The organism is Reichenbachiella ulvae, from assembly GCF_025833875.1.
In the GTDB taxonomy this organism is placed as follows: domain Bacteria; phylum Bacteroidota; class Bacteroidia; order Cytophagales; family Cyclobacteriaceae; genus Reichenbachiella; species Reichenbachiella ulvae.
The window spans coordinates 2,752,595-2,772,711 of record NZ_JAOYOD010000001.1; the positions used below are offsets into that span (position 1 = coordinate 2,752,595).

Sequence of the window (20,117 nt, forward strand, 5' to 3'; positions counted from 1 at the left end):
TCTGTTATTGAGACAAAACACCAAATTCCATACCTCTTTTTCGAATTCCATCAATCAACTCTGGCAAAGCCTCACAAGTACTCTTGACTCGCTCGTGCATCAGCACGATATCCCCGGGTTTCGTTTGAGTAATCACCTTTTGCACCTTCAAAGAATCAAAATCATAAGCTGTATCATAGGTACGTAGCGACCAACCAATCATTTGCAGCCCGCGCTTCTTGATCACCTGAGCGACATTCGGGTTGGTGACACCAAATGGAGGTCTAAAATAGACTTCCTCCTTTCCACTCAAGTCAGTTAGTAGATTTTGTGCCCGCATAATATCTTTATCCAGGGCTGACCCAAACTTAAATCCAAATGCCGGTTCGTGCAGATAGGTGTGCCCACCTACCATATGTCCTTCTGCGATGATTCTTTTGACTAACTCGGGATGAGCCTCTACATTTTTACCGATCAGGAAAAACATGGCCTTGACTTGTTTCTCTTTTAGGATGTCTAAAGTCAAGGGAGTGAGCTCTGGGTGCGGCCCATCATCAAAGGTCAACATGACCCGATCACTAGCCACATGATTTTGTGCCTTCACAAAAAAATTGACCCCTGGCATCATAGACATGGCGAACAAAAACAGGGAATAAACGAAAATCAAGATGAATGGCGAGGCATAGGAGCTCATTCCTCTGGCCACCATGATCCAAAGTCCTAATTCAAGAAGTAAAAAAATGATTAAGCTCCAATGAAATTTAGACACGTCTGAGAAGGGTCAGTCCAGTATATTGCGCATTGCTCAAGTTGATCACTACTGAGAAATCACCTGCTTTCCCCTCATTCTTCAACTTGTCGTAGGCAAGGTGAAATCCAAATGCCGAACTACTAAAGTATCGGCCTATCCATTGCGTATATAGCTGATGATTGATATCCAGATCTGCTTCTTGTACCTCGTTCAAGCCTACAAAATTACCAATACTGTCATCGACACGCAGGTCATGCGCCTGTAGCAAGGCCTCCAGCTCTACTTCAATCTTCGAAGTAGAAACAATCTTTACATCAGCTACTTCGATTCCTGCATCGGACTCATCCTTCAGCACGAAGAAACTACAACCTTCAGCCAGTTCGTTTCGCATGTCTTCAGGCCAATCTACCGCTTTAGCCAGCTCGTCTAGCACATCTATTTTTTCGTCTACTCCGCCTAGCATTACTGCCTGATCACCTTCTTTGATTCGAAGCATAGCGTCCATCAGTGCATATTCGAAGGACAGTCCCTTCTGCACGTGTGTCATATTGTAGCGCTGGTTCTTCAGTTGCAATGCAATCTGACCAGAGACTGAGTTGTGGCCCGATTGGATGAAAGACAGTGGAGGAATCAAACTCCCCTCCTCGGCAAGAATTGAGGATTTCAAAAACTTTTCAGTATCCATCAAACAGCCCAATCCAGAACCTACGATGATCGCTCCCAAATCTTCCACTCCAGCCTGCTGCATGCATGCCTGACTGGAAGCCAAAGACATTTTCATCATTTTAGAAGCCCTTCTGATCATAGCTGGAGGGATAAAGTCCTTGTAATTGGGTTCTAGAAGTGCCAAATCATTGGCCTTCCCAATTTTCAGCTCATATAAATTTTCGTTGAGAAAACTTGGCTGACAGGTGATCGATACCGCGGATTGGATGAATACTTTTCTCATGCTTTTGTAAAGATCAAAGAAGTACTATTGCCTCCGAAACCGAAGGAGTTAGACATGACCGCATTAATTTCTTTGTTTTCCCATTCAGTAGTTGGTGTTCGTTCGCTACTGGTCATTTTATCCTTCCAGTGCAGATTAGGAAACACACAACCATTTTGAATACTCATGATCGAGTAGACTGCTTCTACTCCACCAGCAGCTGCCAATGTATGACCTGTATAAGCCTTGGTAGAACTAAAGGAAAGATCCAGATCACCAAATACACGATCAATCGCACTCAGTTCCGAATTGTCATTATTTTTCGTGGCAGTGCCATGGGCATTGAGATAGTCGATATCTGCAGCTTGCAGACCTGCTAGCTTTAGCGACTCCTGCATCGCCAGATAGGCACCATTCCCCTCTGGGGAAGTGCCGGTCTGATGGTAGGCATCGTTGGTATTAGCCCAGCCTTTACAGACACCCATTTTTTTATTCCCTGAAGCTGCCAGACTTTTTTCATTTTCCAGCAGTAGAAACCCTGCACCCTCACCCAGATTCAGTCCCACCCGGTTTTCATCAAATGGTCTGCAATACTCCGTATCATAGATCATGAGTGACCCAAATCCATCGACGGTAAAATCTGTCAATGCATCTGTACCTCCAACCACGACTCGATCCAGCATACCTGCCTTGATCATTCTAGCGCCAAGCATGATAGCATTGGCTGCCGAAGAACAGGCCGTGCTCAAGGTATTCACGTAATGAGTGATACCCAGCAGCTGCGCCACCATATCAGTGACTGTCCCCAGATCATGAGTTAATAAGTTTCGTATTTGAGTGGGATCCTGACGCATGTAGAGGGATTGAAAATGTCTTTCACTCAAATCCATGCCTCCGGTCGTGGTTCCATTGATGAAGCCAGTTCGCAAATCTTGGTCTAGGTCCGTTTCGGCTATGGCCTCCTTGCAGGCTAGCATCGCGATCAAGCCAGTACGTGGCACCTGCGCCTCTGCATCTAATCCAAGCAAAGTCTTCAGCTCCTCGTCAGACTTGAGTAGTCCTCCTTTCAGCTTAGGCCCTTTGTTTGTTTTGAAAAGAGTCACACCTGTTTTGGCTGCCTTTAGGGCACGTAGATTTTCTTCTACGCCTATCCCAAGGGCAGTCACCACTCCCATACCGGTCACGAATGCTTCCATCAATTCTTATTTGCCTCGATGTATTTGGCTAGTGTTTCTATTGAATAAAAAATATCTCTTGCCTCTTCTGGATTGCCTACTTTCAATCCATAGTTGTTGTCCAGAATCACGATGATCTCTAGCGCGTCGATAGAGTCAAGTCCCAAACCATCACCAAACAATGGCTCATCATCTTTGATGTCCGCCGGGGTTACCTCTTCCAGGTTTAGCTGTTCGATCAGCTTTTCTTTTAATTCTTGTTTTAACTCCATTATGCTCTCTTTTACTCCTTTGCTACGAAATATAGCTCTAACTCAAACGCTTCTTCCAAGACTTCCACCCAGCCTCCCAGCACGGCTTCAGCCTTATTTTGTGCCACTAGCACTTGATTGGTTTTCATCCAGCGATCCTGATCAAACTGATCCGCCAGAGTGAATAAATTTTCTCCATACCACTTGTTGCGAATCGCTATTTCACCCAACACAATATTAGGCAAAGTGTAGACAAAATTCGCTGGGCTGGCAGCCTTTCCCTCATTGATATTTTGCTGATGAACCCAGTCCGTATCCAAACTGGCCGATGCATTCTGAAAGTGAAGGGCGATCGCATCATCTTGATAGGATTCAAGATCGTGCTCCTGTTTCAGAAGCTCCACCCCTATTACTCCTAACTTAGATAAATTATCCATTTTATGGAACTTGGGATAGCTCATATTTAATGAATGATAGAATGCCGACATCAATCCTTTGAGCGTACCATCATTCTCAGGCAATGGCTGTGACTTGCCATTGATTTCGAAGAGGTCCTTCTTTATTACTATAGAACTAATTGCTTTCAACATTCAACCTTTCTTATCACAGCAGCAGCATTACATCCCCCAAATCCCGAAGTGGTCTTTAGTATGGTATTTAGCTGCATTGCTTTATTTTCTGTTAAGACATTGATTTTTTCTGTAGTACCTGGGCTTTCACACCCCTTGGTAGCCAACATCTCGTTGTTATCCATGGATTGCATGCACATCACAAGCTCTAGCAGACCTGCTGCTCCGAGTGTATGCCCAAAATAGCCTTTCATGCTGTTGACAGGCTGCTTGGTTAGCCCCATTCGATGAAAAGCAATGGACTCCATGTCATCATTGTAGCGAGTAGCCGTACCATGGGCCGAGATCGCATCGATCTGTCCCACTTGCAGAGCCGACTGCTTTAGTGCCTTGGTTATGGATCTATAAAGCCCTTCTCCAGTACGGGAGGGTCCTGAGATGTGGTTGGCATCATTGGCACTCGCTCCACCTAATACTTCTTTGGGGCAAGCCATAAAATCTTTTTTATCTCCTGTCACCACTGCCGTAGCAATCGCTTCACCCAGAGACAGCCCATTTCTATTGGCATCAAATGGCTTACATTCCCTGTCACTCAATGCCATAAAGGACTCGAATCCTCTACAAGTAAATTCAGAGAACACATCCGCCCCAATGACCATTACCTTGTCATAATTGTTGGTCGCTATATAATCATGGGCCATAACTACCCCAAGCAAGCCAGATATACAAGCATTGGACACCACCTCGATATCCATCTGAATATCCAGTTTGGACGCCACGACTTCAGCTACAAACTGGGGTCTTACCTCCTTGCTTAATCCGGCTGCTAATCGATCGACATCACCTTTCGTAGTACAAAATATCATCAACCACTTCCCTTCCAAATCATTCATTCTGGATAAGGAGTATTGACAACTCTGAAGGACCAGAGACTCTAATTTGGTAAGGCCTTTTTCAAGATTATAATCTTCTATTATACCAAAAGGAATGTTAGAAGGGGCATGATCGTAGTGTTCATGCTTTTTCAAACCGGAGATGCCCTGCTGTGCCTTTGCAAAATTGACATGGGCACCTACTCCCAGCGGAGAGATGATATGTTCGGCTCCTATATAACTCATCCTTCTTTCCAATCTGCTTGATTCATCCATTCGGTATAAAACTCCGGATAGGATAATTCCAACTCTCTAGATTTGGCATGGAGAAACACCTGCTCAGTTTTCCCAATACAGCTTACCTGTCCGTTTTCCAGATTGATTACTTCATATTCATGGATCAGTTTGGCGGATCTTGATTTGATCAATCTGCATCTAATCTCCAAGTTCTCACCAAATGTAAGTGGCGACTTGTAGTTGATGTCTGCATGTACAATCGGAACAAAATACCCATTGTTTGCTATATCCATATAGGACATCCCGATGCTCTCACCTAGTTTTTCTCTGCCATCTTCAAAATACTTCAAATAGTTGCCGTGCCAAACGACACCCATGGCATCCACTTCAGAAAATCTCGCTCTTACAGATATGCTTACTTCCAGATACTCCATTAGTCTTCTTGCTGAATGAGGATTTTCATCTCGCAAGAAATCAAATCCTGATTTCCTACTTTGCTACTACCTGAGATAATAGTTACATTCATCACATCATTCTTTATGGTTACGGTGGTTTCTATTTGTGCGCCGATTGGTGGCAGGTCAGTTACTTCTACTTTGCTCACACCCCCGATGAACCCAACAGGCACAGGGATATTCCTTAAATGACACTCATATCCGACCTTGGCAGCAGCCGTTTGGGCAATATTTTCGATCAGTCCTGATTCAGTCAATTTCCCATCCAGCACAAACATATTATTCTCGCTCACCTCCAGACGAGAAACAATTTCTTTTTCTCCACAGCTGATCACCTCGTCTATCATGACGATCGGAGCTTTTTGTGGTATATAGTCGGTAATATTTTCTCGGTCGATTAGTGCTTTCATTCGTGATGAAAAAAGTTATAGTAATTAAACCAATGATCGGGTTTTTCCCTCACCTTTTGTTCCAAAATGTCGGCGAAGCTTTGCCCAATGGCTTGGGGGTCCTTTCTATCCGCATCGGTAAAGTGAGCTGAAAAGAAGTAGTGAAAATCGCTTTTCTTGTGTGCAAAAACAAACGCAAATGGAGATTTCAATTTTGAAATCAACTGAAACGGTCCTAATGGAAACAGAGCCTTCTGTCCAAAAAAGTCTAAATCCAGTGTAGGTGCTCCTGGCAAAAATCGATCTGCATGCAGGCACAATACCTCCCCATTTTTGAGCGCATTGTAGATTTTGATCAAATGCCCCAGATCGTTATTCTGTGTTATGATTTCGTAATTCTGAACTCCCTGGCTAGCCAGATAATCTTTGATCTTTTCATGTTCATTGTCAAACATGAGAATGTTGATCTTTCGGTTGATCCCATCTAGTAACTGACCTGCTATATCCCAATTGCCATAGTGACCCGAAACCAAGATGAGCCCATTACCTTCATTGGCCAACTCTATGAGTTTGCTTTCACCACTGTTAGAATAGCTATACAAAGACTTGTTCCCTGCCGAAAAGGCAATTTTGTCTAGCAAGGATTGGGCTAAATTCAGGAAATTATTTCTGACAATAGGCTTGGCTTCCTTTTTGGACAACTTCAATGCCTTTGTGTAGAATGAAATAAGAGCTTCCTTTGGGGCTGACCCGAATAGATAGTAATAATAAGATACCCCTCTAAGTAATAAGTAGGCGGCTTTTATATTTACAAATTTCAGTGTCCATACAATAATACGGTACCCCAAAAGGGTACCTCTAGTACGTCCTGTCCATTTGCTCATTAGGCATGCTCGTGCTTATTGACGATGAAATCGTAAAAGTCATTGAGTGTAGAAATAGACTTAAAGTCCTCTCCAGTCACTTTAAAACCAAAATGACTTTCGATTACCACCACCAAATCCACATAGTCCAGACTGTCCAAATCCAGCGTTTCATGAAGCACACCGTTAGGATCGAGAGATTCCACCTCCACTTCAAATTCCTCCGCCAAAAATCCGTTCACCGTTTCAACTACTTCTTCTCTAGTCATAATTCTTAATGATAAGGGTTGAATTCGTGCCCCCAAACCCAAAAGAGTTAGAAGCTATCGTATCCAAATTCGACTTTTTTGATTCTGCAATAATATTAAGATTTCGGGATACTTCATCGGGATTCTCAAAATTGATGTTTGGAGCGATAAAGGAATTGCGCATCATGATCATACTGTACACTATTTCGCTAGCTCCTGCCATCCAGCATTCATGCCCAGTCATAGATTTGGTAGAACTCACTGGAGTTTTCCCTCCAAAAACGTCGAGAATAGCCTGAGCCTCAAACATATCCCCCTTAGGAGTGGATGTGGCATGCGCATTGACATAATCCACCTCGCTTGCCTTGATGCCCGCCATTTTGAGTGCACGGGTAATAGAATCTACCTGACCTTCGGTATTTGGATTAGAAATATGATCGCCGTTGGACGAAAAACCATACCCTGTAATCTCACCGAGTATGGTAGCGCCTCTGCGCTGTGCCGATTCCAATGATTCAATGATTACTGTAGCAGCTCCTCCACTGGTGATCAAACCATCTCTATCCTTATCAAAGGGACGTGAGGATTTAGCTGGATCATCTTCCCGAGTAGAGAACACGCCCAAACCATCGAAGCTACCAAAAGCATACATATTCACTTCCTGAGCTCCTCCACAGATAATCATGTCTTCTAGTCCAGACTTAATCATATGATACCCCACACCAATCGCATGCGAACCTGAAGCACAGGCAGCACTAATCGTAAAGTTGATCCCGCGCAATCTGAAGATGGTAGCCAGGTTCATATTAACAGTCGAGTTCATAGATTGAAAAATCGATCCAGAACCCACCAGCATGGTATCTTTCTTTTCGCGAATCACATCTACTGCATCGATCACAGCCCCTGCTGTAGAATCATTACCAAAAAGGATTCCCGCACGATTTTGATCTAAATAATCCTGGCTTACCCCTGCCATATCTAATGCTTCTTTGGTAGAAACATAGGCATACTTGGCTTCTTCCGACATGCCTAAACGGGCTCTTCTAGGTAAGTCTTTTTTCAAATCTGGTTCTGACACGATACCTGTCAAACAAGACCGATAGCCAAATTCTCTTCTTTCCAGATCAAGTCCTATTCCACTCTTTCCTTGCCTGAGGGAATCAGTTACTTCATCTACATTTTTGCCAATGCAGGAATAAACACCGTATCCTGTTATTACGACTCTCATATTATTATGAATACAATCCTCCGTTGATATTGATTACTTCACCCGTAATGTAGCTAGCTTTAGGCGAGGCAAGAAAGGAAACGAGATCGGCTACTTCCTGAGCCGAACCAAAACGATTCATTGGTACCAATTTCTTCAATTCATCCTCATTCAAATCCTGAGTCATATCACTGGTGATAAATCCAGGAGCTACTGCATTAACAGTTATTTTTCTTTTGGCCAATTCTTGAGACAATGCTTTAGTTGCCGCTATCATTCCACCTTTTGCAGCAGAATAATTGACTTGACCTGGCACCCCTTTCAATCCTGAAAGTGAAGCCATATTAATGATTCGCCCAGCGCGATTTCTCACAAAATGCTGAAGCAAATGACGTGTCACATTATACATACCTTTTAGGCTAGTCTGTACTACGTCATCAAAATCCTTTTCTTCCATGAAAACCATGAGGTTGTCTCTCGTAATACCTGCATTATTTACAAGTACCTCTACTTTAGACTCCTTATTGTTGGCCAACCAGTCGCTCAACGTCTTTTCAACTTCAGCATGATCCTGCACCTGAAACTTCAGCAATTCGGCTGTACCTCCTACTTCTTCTATTTGCTTTTTGGTTTCTTCTGCAGCGCTATCATTGGAGGCATAGTTGATGAGTATATGCAAGCCAAGATCAGCTGCTAAAGTCACAGCCACTGCTCTACCTATACCTCTAGAACCACCGGTTACTAATGCACACTTTCTCAAAATAAATTCTTTTCTGCGTTCAATAATTTTTTCTTCAACTTCATCTGATGCGGATGAAGCGCAATGTCTTGTTTCAAAGTTGGCACGATCTCCCTTACAAAGTTGTAAAACTCTCTTGTGGATGAGGCCTTTTGATCAATCTTATTGCTCAAATCAATGGCCTGTGCAATTGAAATTGTCAATATGGTCAACACCTCAAATGCATTGTCTATGACCTTTTGAGTCATCACTGCCGCATTTGTACCCATACTCACGATATCCTGATTGTCCCCATTGTTTGGAATACTATGGATATACATTGGCATGGACAAGGTTTGGTTCTCAGCTGTTGTCGACACAGCTGTAAATTGCATACCCTGAAGACCAAAATTAAACCCTAACTTTTCCATATTCAGGAATGGAGGGAATATCTGATTCAATTTAGAATGCATCAGGAAGTTCAATTGACGTTCCATCAACATAGTCAGTTTGGTCACTGCGATTTTTAATTTATCCATTTCCAGAGCAATATAGTCGCCATGGAAATTCCCACCGTGATAGACATTTTTAGTATCCATGCAAATGATAGGATTATCGTTTGCTGAATTCACTTCGTCCTCTACGATTTGCTTACAATATTCATAGGTTTCCAATACTGGACCTATCACTTGCGGCACACATCTAAGTGAGTAGTACTCCTGAACTTTTTCAGAAAAATACTCCTGCCCCTCGATATGCTCTTCGTTGAACAGGTGAGCATTTCTTTGTTTTAGAACACTACCATCCTTCACCAAGTCGCGCATGATACTGGCCACTTTTTGTTGGCCTTTGTGCAGCTTCGAGTTGTTGAGCTCTGACGAGAAAGAGTCATCGTATGAAGACGTCAACTCATTCATAATAGAGGAAGCATGAATGGCCCAACCGATCAACTTCTTCGCTTTGATCAAATTGACTGCCGCAATCCCGGACATACATGACGTACCATTGATCGCACCCAGACCATCTCTCAGCATCAGCTTGGCCGGCTCTATCCCTTCAGCCTTAAGGGCTACAGCAGTATCCACCACTTCGCCTTTGTAATAAACCTGCCCGTGACCAATCAAGGTGTGAGCCACATGAGCCAATTGAAGTAAGTCACCACTGGCTCCTACTCCACCATGGGTTGGAATACAAGAGATGATGTCTTTTTCCAAAAACTTCTCCAAAGTTTCCAGGTACTGTAGACTAGAGCCTGAATACCCTAATGCCAAGGTATTGAGGCGGCAAACCATCACGATTCGCGCATACTCTTCGGAGATGTATTCTCCCGTGCCATTACAGTGGCTATGTATCAGATTGTATTGAAGTTCTTCTAGTTTATCATCAGAGATTCGATATTGAGCCATTGGCCCAAATCCTGTGTTAATCCCATAAATGACTTTATTTTTAGAAAACTCTTTAAGAAAATCGTAAGAATTTTGAATTTTCTCTTTTTGCTCTGAACTTAAACGATAGCTATCTTTTCTATCGAATATTTCTTCTATTTTTTCAATTGTAAGTCTTCCCAACTATCGTAAATTTTACCAACGATTTGAACATATTTTTTGTCAACCCACAAATCTAATGATTTAATTGGCAGGTCCTAGTTTCACCTTTCCAATTCTGAAATTTCCACTGCGATCCTTTAATATTGCCACAGATTAAACCTTAAGAACAAGCATAGATTCATGCGCTTCAACCGTCTCCCTATATTCGTTTTGATCCTCGGTATTTTTTTCGGAGGTCTATACGCATTGCTGAATGTGAAAATTAATGAAAACCTCGACGAAACTCTACCCAATCAAAAAGGTTTTTCTACCCTTCAGTCCTGGATGGACAAACAAAAGAACCTGGTTGTTTTTTCATTGAAACTAGACCCTACTAATTCATTGGAAGAGGTAGAAACGAAAGCTGACTCTTTGAAATCAATCCTTCAGAAGAGCCAATTGGTTGAATCAATTCAGTATAAAAATGACATAGATCCACAGCAGTTTTTCAACCTGATCTATGACAACCTCCCCATCTACCTGGAGGAGAAGGACTATAATCAATTAGACAGCTTGCTAAAGCCTGAAACAATGGCCAGCAAGCTACAGGCCAACAAAAAAACGCTGCTCTCACCAGAGGGTATTGGCCAGAGAAAAAGACTCCTCGATGATCCACTTGGCTTTTCGAACCTCGCATTTAAGGGGTTCAGTAAAATGCAAATGACCGAAGAGATCATTCAAAATGGCGGGTATTTCTTATCAAAGGATCGCAGCAAATTGTTGATCAAAGCCCGAGTCAATTTCGATATTGCCAACAGTGAGGCCAATCGCATGGCTACTGAAAAGATGGATCAGATTGTAAATGAATGGAACAACAATCTATCGAATGCTGAACTGGATTATTTTGGCACATTCCTGATCGCAGATGTCAATGCCCGGCAAATCCAAAAAGACGTACGTGTAACGGTATCCATTGCTGTCTCTGCCATTTTGCTTCTCTTGATTTATTACTATCGCAGATGGGTTATTTTGGCTTTTTTCCTCGTCCCAGGTTTGTTCGGGGTATTAACAGCTGCTTTACTTATTTATTTACTGCAGGGGCAGATTTCTGGATTGGCACTGGCTGCCAGCGCCATTGTTTTTGGGATAGTGGCTGACTACTCTTTCCACTTTTTTACCCATTTCAAGGAGAATGGGGATGCCATCAAAAGTAGAAACGAAATTATGTTTCCGCTCTTGATCAGCGGAGGAACAACCATTGTAGCTTTTCTATCCCTGTATTTTGCAGACTCTAAAACACTCAAGGATTTTGGCCTTTTCACCTCTTTCAGTTTAGCAGGCACCTTGTTTTTTATTTTGGCTGGATTGCCATATATCCTTCGAATTTTCGAAAAGAAAATCTCTTTTGCCTCGGACAATCTACTGGATAAATGGGTTGATAAAATCAAGATTGGAAAAACCACTCCAGGCAAATGGACCATGCTGGGCTTTTTGGCACTTTCAGCATTGATGCTCTATTTCGGTATGGATGTACAGTTCGAAAACGATCTGCGTAAGATCAATTACTATCCCGAATCGCTGCAAGAAAGAGAGCAATCCATCCAAAATATAGATCCAGAAACAGAACAGCGCATTACTATTTTAGCAAGAGCTACTAAAGACAAAAGCGCAGAACATGTAAATGAGCGATTGAATCGAAAACTCGATTCGCTACATGCGTCTGGAAAGATCAAAAACTTCTTTTCTGTTGCTCCTATTTTAATCTCAGCTGAAGAGCAGAAAAAACGAATTGAACGCTGGAATGATTACTGGAAGGGTAAACGAGACACTTTCCTTTCCAGCTTTGAGAAAGTAGCACTCGAGCAAAACTGGAAACCAGGTTATTTCAAAAACTTCTATCAGCTGATCGAAGAGAATGCCGATTCAGCTGACATTTATTCATTCATTGATCAAAGTCAGAATCTCAGTGATCTGACGGTCAGATCAGACGAAGGAGTCAACATCCTCAGCACTTTAATTTGTCCTATTCAGGAGAGTAGCTCCATCAAGGATCAACTGGCACAAACTCCCGGCATAGTAGTGATAGATAATGCCAGCGTAGTGGCCCGAATTGTAGAAAGTGTCAAAGACGATTTCAACTTCCTTCTGATTTATGCGAGCGCAGCGGTTTTCATCGCCTTCCTATTGATATATGGCAACCTGGAGTTGACTTTAATTTCATTCATCCCGATGATCCTTAGTTGGGTGTGGGTGCTGGGTACTGCGGCTTTGTTGGACATCAAATTCAACTTCATCAATATTATCCTTACTACTTTCATCTTCGGTTTAGGAGACGACTTTAGCATATTCGTGACTGATGGATTGCTTCATAGATACAAGTACCGCAAGGAGGTAATTGGACAATACAAAACAGGAATCATACTCTCCTCAATATCGACTGTGATAGGCACAGGAGTACTGATCTTTGCTAAACATCCGGCTCTGCAGTCCATCGCGGTATTAAGTGTGATAGGGATCATTATCATTGTCCCGATTACCTTTTTCATACAGCCCGTGCTGTTCAGATTACTGATTATTAACAGGACAGAAAAAGGGAAACCTCCTTACTCTATCGGCAATATTCTCTTTAGTACTTGGGGTTATGGTATGTTCATACTAGGAAGTTTATTTAGTGTATTTCTCAACTACCTGCTTAGAATCAGCCCCCTTTCTACTCAAAGAAAAAAGCATTTGACCCATCGCGTGCTGCAGGTCGTATCAGGCTTCCAATTAGATATTCTTTGGAAAACCAAAAAGCGATATGTGGGAATGGAAAATCTTGATTTTTCCTCTCCCTCAATCATCATTGCTAATCATAGCTCATTTTTTGACATCTTGGCACTTGTCAGACTTCACCCTAAGCTCGTACTGGTAGTCAACGAGTGGGTTTACAAATCGCCGCTTTTTGGGCCTGCCATCCGATATGCAGATTACATCCCCTCTTTCAAAAACATGGAGGAAGAAATTCCTAAAATGAAGGAACTGGTGGAGAAGGGATACAGCATCGCAATCTACCCGGAAGGAAAGCGATCCGTAGACGGGAAGCTCACAAGATTTCATAAAGGAGCCTTTTATCTGGCCGAAGAATTAAAACTAGACATAACACCTATCATCCTTTACGGTCATGGATATGTAATGCCCAAGCATGAGTACTACTTCAAAAGTGCCCCATGCGACACGGTCGTCTTGCCTCGAATCAAATATGGTGATTTGACATTTGGTGAAGGCTACAGACAGAGAACCAAAAAGATTTCTGCTTACTTCAAGTCCGAATTCAACAAATACAAGGAAAGTGAATTTTGTATGCAGCATGCTTATGCAGCGCTGATCTATAGCTTCTATTATAAGAGTCCAATTCTGCCCTGGTACTTTAGAGTGAAATGGAAGTTTGAGAAGAAAAACTACGAAAACTACCACCAACTCATAGGCACGGGATCAAAAAAAATCTATGATCTCGGCTGTGGCTATGGCTACCTGAGCTATTTCCTCTGGTTGAGAAATGAAGATAGAGAAATCATCGGACTCGACTATGACGAAGAAAAAGTCGCATTGGCAGCCAACAGTTATTTGAAAAACGATCAAATCAACTTCATCAGCGGCAAAGCAGAAGAATTGGAAATCAAAGATGCAGACGCCATAGTTTTGGCAGATGTGCTTCACTATTTAAATCCAGAAAAGCAACTCCAGTTATTGAGCAATTGTCATCAGGGATTGAAAGAGAATGGACTCATTTTGATCAGAGACGGAGTATTAGATCAAGAAGACAAACATGAATGGACCAAAAAATCAGAAAAGTGGTCTACTCAGCTCATCAAGTTCAACAAAACTGATGGGGATCTGCACTTCATCAGTCAGGAGACGATCGAGACGTGGGCGAAGGACTATGGCTATGAATTGAGTATCGACCCTCAATCAGACAAGTCTTCTAATATGCTTTTCATTCTCAATAAAACCGCATTAGAGCGAGATTAAAACCAGATTAAAATTGTCGGGTTGGTCAAAAAGCCATTACTTTTAACATCAATAGTATTACTATCATTGAGAAATCGGTTGTAGTATTGCTATGTGTTAGATATCTCACTAGTCATAGAGGAAAAGTACTTCAACAAAGATCCACAATCAACAGATCTAGGAAGGAGTATTATATCTGCCAGCATCGAGCTGATGGACGAGTTGGGGTTCGAACATTTTACTTTTAAGAAATTAGCGACCAAAATTCAGTCGACGGAAGCCTCGGTGTATCGCTACTTCGACAACAAACTGAAACTGCTACTCTATCTCACCAATTGGTATTGGGCATGGCTGGAGTATCAGATTGATTACAACACACATCACTTGTCCAATCCTGATGAAAAATTGAAAATCATCATAAAAATCATCAGTCAATCACAGTCAGCAATAGAGCAAGTGAATCTGCCAGGTGCAGAAACCTCAGTCCTACGAAGAATCGTGATGAGTGAGTCCGACAAGACTTATCTCAACAAACAAGTAGACCAGAACAATCATCAAGGGTTATTCAGAGGGTTCAAAAAGCTATGTAACAAAATCGCTACGGTGATTTCTGAATTGGACCCAGATTACAAATATCCACATGCATTGGGCAGTAGCATTTTGGAAGCCTCTCATCAACAGGCTTTTTTTGCACAGCACTTACCATCTATTACAGATGTGTCCATGGACAAAAAAGAAGGTCTTAACACCCAGGTTTGTGATTTCATAGAAGACTTGGCATTTAAAGTACTCAGCAGCAAAACCAATCCAACGGAGAAAGCATAAGAAAAATGAACGGAAACAAATCCATATACGAAGGCAAACTCACCCCATTCAAGCGGCTTTTCAATATGCTTACGCTAGACAAGAGTGAGATATTTATCATCTATGCCTATGCCATTTTCAATGGACTCATCAACCTGACCCTGCCATTAGGTGTTCAGGCAATCATCGGTTTTGTGATAAGTGCAGAATACTCTGCGTCATTAGGTATTTTGATATTTATAGTAGTGGTCGGGGTAGCTGCTGCCGGTATTATTCAAATTTTGCAATTGTCATTAACGGAACTTTTGCAACGAAGAATATTCACTCGCTCCTCCTTCGAGTTTGCTTATCGAATCCCACGATTCAAAATGGAATCCATTTCCAGTTTTTATGCGCCGGAGTTGATGAACCGCTTCTTTGATACTTTAAATATTCAAAAAGGGCTATCTAAAATCCTGATCGATGTATCCAGTTCTACACTGCAGATCGTATTTGGGATGCTGCTACTTTCGCTATACCACCCCTTCTTCGTATTTTTTGGTATCGTTCTACTGGGTCTCATTACCATTATCTTTATAGTGACAGGACCAAAAGGGCTAAAAACCAGTATTCTCGAATCGAAATACAAATATCAGGTAGCACACTGGCTAGAAGAACTGGCTCGTGTGATGGGCACCTTCAAACTTGCAGGAAAAACCGACCTTCCTATTAGGAAAATGAATGAATATGTAGGCAACTACCTGAAATTCAGAAAGCAACACTTCAACATCCTCATCCTTCAGTTTTCAAACATCGTAGGATTCAAAACCGTGATTACGGCAGGTCTATTGATTTTGGGTAGTGCTCTGGTCATCAACCAGGAGATCAACCTGGGGCAGTTTGTAGCATCTGAGATCATCATTCTTTTGGTTTTAAGTTCAGTTGAAAAACTCATCCTAAGCATGGAAACAGTGTACGATGTACTGACAGGAATCGAAAAGTTAGGTCAGGTAACAGATATCGAAATGGAAAGTGACGAAGGGTTGGATTTGGAAGCCATCACCAAAGGAAAGAAAATATCGGTGGAACTGTCAGATCTCAGTTTCACATATCCATCAGATACCAAACCCGCCATCCAAAACCTGAACCTGAAGGTCGAAGGTGGAGAAAAAGTGGCCATCACTGGGATAAACGAATCTGGTAAGTCTACACTAATCGCTCTGATTTCAGGACTTTACAGTCACTATCAGGGCTCTATATTATTCAATGGAGTACCACTCAACAATATTAGCATCATGAGCTTCCGATCTGTAATCGGAGACAATCTAGGCATGCAGGATTTGTTCTTTGGTACGCTGGAAGAAAACATCACTGTAGGAAAAGAGGAGATAGAAATAGAAGACATTCTTTGGGCCATCGAAAAGGTAGGACTAAATAACTATTTCAAAGGCTTATCCAAAGGCCTCAACACCATGATACAACCAGAAGGGCAAGGACTCTCTTCGAGTATAAGACAAAAAATCATTTTGGCCCGAACCATAGCCGAACGACCAAAAATCATTGTGATGGATAAAACATTACAGGGACTAGAGTTCGAAGACCGCAAGCAGATCAGTCAGATTTTAACCTCACCGGATCAGCCCTGGACTTTGCTAGCCGTGACCAGCGACCCACTCATGATGGATGGCTGTGACAAAATCGTAACCCTGGAAAAAGGAACAGTAGTGGATATCAAAACTCAAAAACCTTCAAACCAAAAAAGGAGATAGTATGCTTAATATTTCGCACAATTCGATCGACAGAGAAGAAATACTAAAGGATCAATCCTCCTATCAGGATGTGATGAAATCCAAGGCATCCAAATCTTTGGTTCGCCTACTCACCGCATTGTTTCTAATAGGATTCATCCTGTTATTCTTTCCATGGACTCAAAATATCAGAGCCAGAGGCACACTCACTACCTTGCGACCTGAAAATCGAGAGCAGGAGATTCATTCAGTGATCTCAGGACGAGTGGAAAAATGGTATGTCCGAGAAGGTCAATTTGTAAGCAAAGGAGATACGATCATATTTATATCTGAGATGAAATCTGAGTACCTGGATCCTGACTTGATTCAGAAATCTCAAAATCAAGCTGATGCCAAAGGAGCCTCAGTCAAATCTTATGATGACAAAGCAGACGCACTGAGAAGACAAATTACCGCACTTCAAAACAATAGAAAATTAAAACTAAAGCAGGCCAAAAACTACCTGAATCAAAACAGGTTGAAGGTCAATTCTGATAGTATAGAATATCAAACTGCATTGGTCAATCTGGATATCGCTCAGAAGCAATTTGCCCGTCAAGAGAAATTGTACGAGCAAGGACTGAAGTCTTTGACCGAACTGGAAGCCAGAAAACAAAAGCTTCAAGAGGCTGTAAACAAGAGCAACTATTACCAAAACAAATGGTTTACCAGTCAGAATCAGTTGATCAATGCGGAACTGAACATCAATACGATCGAAGGAGAATTTCAGGAAAAAATCGCCAAGGCTCAATCTGATTTACAATCTGCCATTTCCAAATCACTAGAAGCCGTAAGTGACTTCAACAAACTTTCGATCCAACAATCCAACTATTCCAGAAGATCGGGATTTTACCACATCACAGCTCCTCAAGATGGCTATGTGACCAAAGCAATCACAACAGGTATCGGCGAAACGGTAAAAGAAGGGGATGCCATCTTTAGTTTCATCCCTGCTAACTATGACCTGGCCGTGCAGTTATATATCCGACCGATAGATCTTCCATTGATCCATGAAGGTCGCAAGGTTCAAATCCAGTTCGATGGATGGCCAGCTTTAGTATTTAGCGGATGGCCAAACCTTTCCTTTGGTACTTACAGAGGAACGGTAGTCGCTTATGACAAGGCTGCTTCAGCCAATGGAGAATTCAGAGTACTGGTAGCACCAGACCCTGAATCACCAGAATGGCCAAAACTTCTACGCATTGGTTCTGGCGCTTATGGTATCGCCTTGTTGAAAAACGTACCTATCTGGTATGAACTCTGGCGAAATCTAAATGGCTTCCCTCCAGATTTTTATACCAACGAAGATTTGAAAAAAATGAAAGCAAAAGGTCAAGTAAAATGATGAGAGTCAGCAAATATATTGTCATCATCGCTCTGTCATTCTACTCCTTTGGCTCAAGGGCTCAGGATGATGGAAACACTCTTACCCTGGAGGAGTTTTACCAACTGGTGGGCGACTTCCACCCGGTCGCTCAACAGGCGATACTGTTGCAAGCCCGGGGCGAGTTAGCTGTGAAACAGGCCAGAGGACAATTCGATCCAAAGCTAAAATCCCAATTCAACAACAAAGAATATGGTGGAAAGGACTATTACAGTCTATGGAATAGCTACTTGGAAATGCCTACGCTTCTCAATGTAGACCTAAAGGCGGGCTATGAAAGAAACAATGGAACTTATCTCAACCCAGAACACAACGTACCCACAGACGGCCTTTACTACGCAGGGATTTCTGTTCCTTTAGGTCAGGGATTGATTCACAACCCAAGGAAAATCAACCTTCAAAAAAGCCGTTTTGAAGAACAACAGTTTATCAATGAGTCTGTTTTGGTCATGAACAACCTACTCTTTGACGCTAACTATGCCTACTGGTGGTGGTTCGAATACTTCCAAAAGTACTCGGTGATCGAGAATAGTCTGACACTGATGCTCGAACGCTATGATGGAATCAAACAGTCTGTAGCCAATGGAGAGAGTGCTGCCATTGACTCTGTCGAAACACTGATTCAAGTTCAGAAATGGAGAAATTCTTACAGAGACACTGAGCTTTCGCTACAAAACAGCTCTTTGTACATGTCTAACTACATATGGTCCGACAGTCTGGATATAGCTTATTTCCATCCGTCCACGACCGCTCCTCTTACCACACCTGATTATGTAGAGATCGAGGACCAAATTCTGGCTGCTCATCCAGAACTCAAAAAACTATCCATCAAAAACGAAATGCTGGAACTGGACAGAAAGTTGAGCGTTGAGCAGATCAAACCTGTATTGGATGTCAACTACAACTTTTTGCTCTATCAGCAAGATGATGAATACAACAACTATTTTAACAACAACTATAAAGTAGGTGTCGAATTTGAGTTCCCGCTACTTATCCGTAAGGAAAGAGCCAAACTGCAAGCGACCAAGTTGAAAATTCAGGAAAATGAATATAAGATCGACGAAAAGACACGTCAAACCCTAAATAAGGTAAGGCAATCTTACAACAAGGTATTAACGCTGCGTCAGATGATCGATCAGCAAGAACAAATTCTGGCCAACTACCAGAGACTCTTGAGAGCCGAGCAAACCAAATTTGAAAATGGAGAAAGTTCAGTATTCCTGCTCAATAGCCGCGAAAACAAAAAGCTTGAAAGTGAACTCAAGCTTATTGAATTGCGTGCTAAATATGGTCAGTCGATTGGTGAATTGAAATGGGCCGCAGGTGTGCTACACCAGGAAGTATCAGTGGTGTCGTCAGAGGAATAATCTCAGTCCATTTCTACCAGATACTCCCCCGGCACCTTGCCGCTGAATTTGAGGATAAGGTCGTGTTCTTCAGGAACGATTCCATCATAGGCCTCAGCGACTCTACGCATCAGGTCCAAAAAGAAGGGCATGTGTTCATCCCTACTTAAAGTTTGGAATATTCTCACATTTTTAAAGAAGACAATCTGTGGATCCATATCCAATTCCATGGCAGAGTCAAAAGACAATTTTATCTCTTTGGCCCATTCGTCTTCCTGAACTATTCTTTCTAATTCGTCGAGCTCTTCTTGTTGGACTTCTCCATCCGCCATTGCCAGAGCGTAGAGTATTTTGCCAAATACGTTAAGGGTAATTTCATCGGGTTTAGTGGTCATCTTTCTATGTGTTCATGCGTTTAATAATCTCCATAAAGGAGTGAGGGTATCTAATCAGCCTGGAGCTGACAATCACATTTTACTATCCTGCTGAAGGGAAAAAATGTACGTAGCTAAAAATTCCAAAGTAGGGATTTACCTTTAGAGGAATTTAGCGAAAATTTTTGTCTTGAGCAATTTATTACACATGTATAAATGATATAATCATATGACAATAATCATAGCATCTGATGAAACAAAAAAAGCCTTGACAAACACACGTCT

19 protein-coding genes are annotated in these 20,117 nt (G+C 42.1%); 5 read left to right on the top strand and 14 right to left on the bottom strand.

What is annotated here, in order from left to right; genetic code table 11:
* Nucleotides 1–4: 4 nt before the first annotated feature.
* From N7U62_RS10935 to flxA, 13 genes are read right to left on the bottom strand one after another with little or no spacing between them, the layout of a single operon-like run.
* A complete protein-coding gene (locus N7U62_RS10935; protein ID WP_264138008.1) occupies nucleotides 5–748 on the bottom strand; it encodes a polysaccharide deacetylase family protein in 744 nt (247 codons plus the stop codon).
* A complete protein-coding gene (locus tag N7U62_RS10940; protein ID WP_264138009.1) occupies nucleotides 741–1,679 on the bottom strand; it encodes a beta-ketoacyl synthase chain length factor in 939 nt (312 codons plus the stop codon). The genes N7U62_RS10935 and N7U62_RS10940 overlap by 8 nt, the downstream gene beginning before the upstream one ends.
* Nucleotides 1,676–2,854, bottom strand: coding sequence for a beta-ketoacyl-[acyl-carrier-protein] synthase family protein (locus tag N7U62_RS10945; protein ID WP_264138010.1), 1,179 nt, complete (start codon nucleotides 2,852–2,854; stop codon nucleotides 1,676–1,678). The genes N7U62_RS10940 and N7U62_RS10945 overlap by 4 nt, the downstream gene beginning before the upstream one ends.
* Nucleotides 2,854–3,105, bottom strand: a complete 252-nt coding sequence (locus N7U62_RS10950; protein WP_264138011.1) for a phosphopantetheine-binding protein — start codon at nucleotides 3,103–3,105, stop codon at nucleotides 2,854–2,856. The genes N7U62_RS10945 and N7U62_RS10950 overlap by 1 nt, the downstream gene beginning before the upstream one ends.
* A gap of 11 nt (nucleotides 3,106–3,116) precedes the next feature.
* Nucleotides 3,117–3,674, bottom strand: coding sequence for a 3-oxoacyl-ACP synthase (locus N7U62_RS10955; RefSeq protein WP_264138012.1), 558 nt, complete (start codon nucleotides 3,672–3,674; stop codon nucleotides 3,117–3,119).
* Nucleotides 3,668–4,771: a beta-ketoacyl synthase N-terminal-like domain-containing protein gene (locus N7U62_RS10960; RefSeq protein WP_264138013.1), complete on the bottom strand. Its 1,104-nt coding sequence runs from the start codon at nucleotides 4,769–4,771 to the stop codon at nucleotides 3,668–3,670. Before N7U62_RS10960 ends, N7U62_RS10955 begins: the two co-directional genes overlap by 7 nt.
* Nucleotides 4,768–5,196, bottom strand: coding sequence for an acyl-CoA thioesterase (locus N7U62_RS10965; protein WP_264138014.1), 429 nt, complete (start codon nucleotides 5,194–5,196; stop codon nucleotides 4,768–4,770). Before N7U62_RS10965 ends, N7U62_RS10960 begins: the two co-directional genes overlap by 4 nt.
* Nucleotides 5,196–5,627 (bottom strand): hotdog family protein, encoded by a 432-nt coding sequence (locus N7U62_RS10970; protein ID WP_264138015.1) that lies wholly within the window; start codon nucleotides 5,625–5,627, stop codon nucleotides 5,196–5,198. The genes N7U62_RS10965 and N7U62_RS10970 overlap by 1 nt, the downstream gene beginning before the upstream one ends.
* Nucleotides 5,624–6,490, bottom strand: coding sequence for a lysophospholipid acyltransferase family protein (locus N7U62_RS10975; protein ID WP_264138016.1), 867 nt, complete (start codon nucleotides 6,488–6,490; stop codon nucleotides 5,624–5,626). The genes N7U62_RS10970 and N7U62_RS10975 overlap by 4 nt, the downstream gene beginning before the upstream one ends.
* Nucleotides 6,490–6,738: an acyl carrier protein gene (locus N7U62_RS10980; protein ID WP_264138017.1), complete on the bottom strand. Its 249-nt coding sequence runs from the start codon at nucleotides 6,736–6,738 to the stop codon at nucleotides 6,490–6,492. The genes N7U62_RS10975 and N7U62_RS10980 overlap by 1 nt, the downstream gene beginning before the upstream one ends.
* The gene (locus N7U62_RS10985; protein WP_264138018.1) at nucleotides 6,731–7,945 is read right to left on the bottom strand and encodes a beta-ketoacyl-[acyl-carrier-protein] synthase family protein; all 1,215 of its coding nucleotides are present in this window, start codon (nucleotides 7,943–7,945) and stop codon (nucleotides 6,731–6,733) included. Before N7U62_RS10985 ends, N7U62_RS10980 begins: the two co-directional genes overlap by 8 nt.
* 4 nt (nucleotides 7,946–7,949) lie before the next feature.
* Nucleotides 7,950–8,684 (bottom strand): flexirubin biosynthesis SDR family reductase FlxB, encoded by a 735-nt coding sequence (flxB, locus tag N7U62_RS10990; protein ID WP_264138019.1) that lies wholly within the window; start codon nucleotides 8,682–8,684, stop codon nucleotides 7,950–7,952.
* Nucleotides 8,681–10,210: a flexirubin biosynthesis tyrosine ammonia-lyase FlxA gene (flxA, locus tag N7U62_RS10995; protein ID WP_264138020.1), complete on the bottom strand. Its 1,530-nt coding sequence runs from the start codon at nucleotides 10,208–10,210 to the stop codon at nucleotides 8,681–8,683. The genes flxB and flxA overlap by 4 nt, the downstream gene beginning before the upstream one ends.
* A gap of 159 nt (nucleotides 10,211–10,369) precedes the next feature.
* On the opposite strand from flxA, the gene N7U62_RS11000 reads away from it, so the two are divergent.
* The 5 genes from N7U62_RS11000 (at nucleotide 10,370) to N7U62_RS11020 (ending at nucleotide 19,479) form a co-directional block, all read left to right on the top strand.
* On the top strand, nucleotides 10,370–14,179 hold the full coding sequence (locus N7U62_RS11000) for a 1-acyl-sn-glycerol-3-phosphate acyltransferase (RefSeq protein ID WP_264138021.1): 3,810 nt from the start codon (nucleotides 10,370–10,372) through the stop codon (nucleotides 14,177–14,179).
* A 93-nt stretch (nucleotides 14,180–14,272) separates the two neighbouring features.
* Nucleotides 14,273–14,983, top strand: coding sequence for a TetR/AcrR family transcriptional regulator (locus tag N7U62_RS11005; RefSeq protein WP_264138022.1), 711 nt, complete (start codon nucleotides 14,273–14,275; stop codon nucleotides 14,981–14,983).
* Between the two features lie 5 nt (nucleotides 14,984–14,988).
* Nucleotides 14,989–16,710, top strand: a complete 1,722-nt coding sequence (locus tag N7U62_RS11010; protein ID WP_264138023.1) for a peptidase domain-containing ABC transporter — start codon at nucleotides 14,989–14,991, stop codon at nucleotides 16,708–16,710.
* A gap of 1 nt (nucleotide 16,711) precedes the next feature.
* Nucleotides 16,712–18,073 (top strand): HlyD family secretion protein, encoded by a 1,362-nt coding sequence (locus tag N7U62_RS11015; RefSeq protein ID WP_264138024.1) that lies wholly within the window; start codon nucleotides 16,712–16,714, stop codon nucleotides 18,071–18,073.
* On the top strand, nucleotides 18,070–19,479 hold the full coding sequence (locus tag N7U62_RS11020; protein WP_264138025.1) for a TolC family protein: 1,410 nt from the start codon (nucleotides 18,070–18,072) through the stop codon (nucleotides 19,477–19,479). The genes N7U62_RS11015 and N7U62_RS11020 overlap by 4 nt, the downstream gene beginning before the upstream one ends.
* A 2-nt stretch (nucleotides 19,480–19,481) precedes the next feature.
* Here N7U62_RS11020 and N7U62_RS11025 read toward each other — a convergent pair whose 3' ends face one another.
* Nucleotides 19,482–19,853, bottom strand: coding sequence for a tellurite resistance TerB family protein (locus N7U62_RS11025; RefSeq protein WP_264138026.1), 372 nt, complete (start codon nucleotides 19,851–19,853; stop codon nucleotides 19,482–19,484).
* Nucleotides 19,854–20,117 lie beyond the last annotated feature (264 nt).